The organism is Micromonospora sp. MH33, from assembly GCF_003013775.1.
In the GTDB taxonomy this organism is placed as follows: Bacteria; Actinomycetota; Actinomycetes; order Mycobacteriales; family Micromonosporaceae; genus Micromonospora; species Micromonospora fulviviridis.
Map to the genome: position 1 here is coordinate 1 of NZ_MUYZ01000462.1, position 3,513 is coordinate 3,513.

Here is a 3,513-nt window from a genome sequence, read left to right on the forward strand (position 1 = left end):
GCCGCTCGGGGTGCTGGGTCGGGGCGTCGCGCTGGGCGTCCGGGGTCGGTTGCTCGGGGTGCTGGTTCGGGGCGTCGCGCTGGGCGCCTGCGTCTGGACGCTCGGGGCGACGGTTCCGGGCGTCGCGCTGGGTGCCTGTGTGTCGCTCGGAGTGTCGGTCCGGAGCAGCATCGCTGCGCTCAGCAGGCCGACGACCGCGACCAGCGCGACGACGACGCGCGCGATCGCTAGCCGTGACCACCGCCGCCGCGCCGGAGGCGGCACGTCCGCCGCGGGCGGCAGGTCAGCCGGGTGAGTGTCTCCGGCAGGGCCGCTGACCGGCTGTGCCGGCTCGGCCGGCGGTCGCGTCCGTTGCTTCGCGCCGCGCCCCGCCTTGAGCGCCGGCGCGCCCAGGACTGCTGGTGCGGCGGGCTCGCCGCTGTCGTGTTCGGCCGCCGGGGATGGTGCGCCGGTTCGGGTCGTCGTGGTGCTCGGCATGGTGGTTGGCGCGTCGGGTGCGGGTCGTCGGGGTGGTGGGATGGTCCGGGCTGTGTGGGTGTCGGAGCTGAGCATGGCGGCGCCGAGGGCGACGGCGTGTTTCGGGTGGGTGTTGGTCATGATCGGTCGCCGCAGTGTGTCTCGCAGCAGTTGGGTGACCAGGGGGATTTGGGATGATCCGCCGACCAGGAGCACTGCGGTGAGGTCTTGCAGGGTGACGCCGGCGGCGGTGAGGGTGCGCCGGAAGGTTTCGATGGTGGTTTCGACGGGTGGTGTGATCATCTGCTCGAACGTTTCCCGGGTCACGGTTACGTGCCGTGGGGAGTCGGGCAGGGGCACGGTGATGTCTGCTTTTTCGCGGGTGGACAGTGCTTCTTTGGCGTGCATGCAGTCGCGTTGGAGGGTGGCCAGGATCGCGGCGGTGCCGGGGTCGGTGGGGTCCAGTGCGGTGATCGCGCCGCCGAGTTGGCGGTCGACGTGGTCCATGAGTGCTTGGTCGAAGTCGGCGCCGCCGAGCCATTCGATGCCTTCGGGGGTGCCGATGATTTCCAGTCCGTCGCGGCCGTTGCGGACCACGGCGCTGTCGAAGGTGCCTCCGCCGAGGTCGTAGACGGCGAGCAGGCCGTCGGGGGGTAGTGGTTGGGTGGAGCAGTAGTAGGTGGCGGCGGCGACCGGTTCGGTGATGGTGATGACGGTCGGGCCGTCCGTGTCGGCTTCCGGCTCGGTTTGTGGGCGGGGTAGGCCGGCCAGGTGTGGGATGGCGGCGAATTGTTCGCGTCGGTAGGGGCCCCACACGGCGGGGTGGGTCAGCACGATCCGGTCGGGCGGGGCGCCCTGGGTCTGGGTGACGGTGTCGACCACGGTCCGGAGCAGGGCGGCCATCAGGGCGGTGGGGGAGTACGGTGCTCCGTCCAGGATTACGGGGGTGGGGTCACCGAGGCGGCGTTTGAACTCCCGTGCCGCCCGGTCGGGGTTCTGCAGGCCGAGGCGGTCGGCCGCTTCACCGGTCAGCAGTGTGCCCTGCTCGTCGAGGTAGGCGACTGACGGGGTGATGATCGATTGTCCGGCCAGTGGCACCATGTCCAGGGCCCAGGCGGAGGCGGTCGCTGCGGCGGTGAAGCTGGTACCCAGGTCGATACCCACTCCATACATACCAGTTTTCCCCTCGCCAAGCTTGCCGCAGTTACCATTCACAACGTTGTGGCTGGTGAACAGCGCATCACGATACGCCGCCGTATTAACTAGCTACAAGATCGTGGGTATTCGCATCGGGAGGCAAGCCATGGACGTTGCGGTGGCCGACGACGGCGCGCTGTTCCGGGAGGGGCTGCAACTGCTGCTGTCCGCCGCCGGGCACCGGGTGGTCGGCGGCGTGGAGGACGGCGATCGACTGCTCGATCTGCTGGCCCATACCCCCGTGGATGTGGCCATCATGGACATTCGGATGCCGCCAGGCGCCGACGGCGGACTGCAGACCGCCCAGCGGGTGCGGGCGGAGCACCCGGACGTCGGTCTGCTGCTGCTGTCCCAGCACGCCGAGGCACACTACCTGTTCCGGCTGCTGGAGATCGGCACCGACCGGATCGGGTACCGGCTCAAGGACCAGGTGGCCGGGGTGGCCGTGCTCGCCGACACGCTGGTACGCATCGCCGCCGGCGAGTTCGTGATCGAGCCGGCGCTGGCCGCCAACCTGGTGGACCGGCCGAGCCCTCCGGTACGCAGTATGCTGGCCGATCTCACCGAGCAGGAACGCACCGTGCTGCGACTCATGGCGGAAGGGCGGTCGAATTCCGGGATCGCGAGGGAGTTGTTCCTGTCGGTCAAGACGGTCGAGAAGCGGATCGCGAGCATATTCACCAAGCTGGACCTGCCGGCCGAGTCGGCCGCGCACCACCGGCGGGTCCTGGCGGTGCTCGCGTACCTGCGCTCAAGCCAGATGGCGGACTAGCGCGGTGCCCTGGAACACGGGCGGCGAGCCGGCGCACCCATCCCGCCCGGCCGGGCCGTTCACCGTCCTGGCCCAGCTGGCGTCCTCGCGTGCGCTGCCCGCGCCCGCGGGGCCGCAGGACCCGCTGGGTGGGTACCGGCCGATCCTGCGTACGCTGCTGCGCGAGGTTGCCCGGGCCCACGCGGTGCGCTACGCGGCGCTGTGGCTGCCGGCGGGAACGACACCGGGCGCCGGTGATCCATCATGGACGTCCGCGATCACGTGGCGTTCCCGGCGCTGGGTGACGGGTGCGTTGCCGGACCTGGTGGCCGACCCGGGCCTGCTGCTGGGCTGGTCCGGTGTGGTCGCGGCCGCGGATGTGACCGACGGCGGCGCCCGGTGCGGGGTGCTGGTGCTGGCGCACCCGGAGAATCCCCGGTACCCGCTGGCCGTGACGGCGCCGCTGGGCGAGACGGCGGTCTGCGTCGGCCTGCTGCTGCGCCAGGCGGGCCACCGCGCGTCCTGCGCCGCCGTACGGGCCCGGGCCGATGCGGCGGCACGGCGGGTCAGCGCGACCCAGATGGAGTTGCTGACGGTGCAGGCGGTGGAGCGCGACCGGCTCGCCACCGCGGTCACCGCGACGCCCGGCCGGCAACTGCGGGCGATCCTGGACCGCACCGCGGACCTGGAACGGGCGCTGCGCGCCGGCTCACCGCAGGCCACGGCGATCGCTGGCGACATCCGGGCCGGGCTGGGCGAGATGATCGAGCAGTTCCGCGCCGTTGTCCGCGGGGTGTACCCGCAGGTACTGCGAGGTACCGGTGTGCGCGCGGCGCTGGAGGAGGTCACCGCCGCGCTGCCGGTGCCGGTGGTGCTCCGCGGCGAACTGGGCCGGCGCCAGGGCTGGGAGGTCGAGTCCGGGCTGTACCAGGCCGGTGTGTCCGCAGCGGCGGCGCTGGGCGCCAGCGGTGGGGAGCAGCCGGTGCACCTGGACCTGGGCCGGTCCGACGGCGTGCTGACGATCCGCGCGCAGCGGGCCGGCGCCGACCCGGCGCGGGTCGGCGCGGCGTTGCGGGACGACTCCCGGCGGCTGGCCGCGCTGGGCGGCC

The 3,513-nt window shown here is 72.3% G+C and carries 3 protein-coding genes; 2 read left to right on the forward strand and 1 reads right to left on the reverse strand.

Annotated elements, in window-relative coordinates; translation table 11 throughout:
• Window positions 1-1,620, reverse strand: a 1,620-nt coding sequence (locus B0E53_RS34410) for an Hsp70 family protein (RefSeq protein WP_168215479.1), incomplete at its 3' end; no start/stop codon positions are given.
• Window positions 1,621-1,684: 64 nt separating this feature from the next.
• Between B0E53_RS34410 and B0E53_RS34415 the strand changes: the two genes are divergently transcribed.
• On the forward strand, window positions 1,685-2,425 hold the full coding sequence (locus B0E53_RS34415; protein ID WP_246835745.1) for a response regulator transcription factor: 741 nt from the start codon (window positions 1,685-1,687) through the stop codon (window positions 2,423-2,425).
• 4 nt (window positions 2,426-2,429) lie between these two features.
• Window positions 2,430-3,513 (forward strand): hypothetical protein (locus tag B0E53_RS34420; protein ID WP_107079712.1); only part of this gene is annotated, 1,084 nt, incomplete at its 3' end.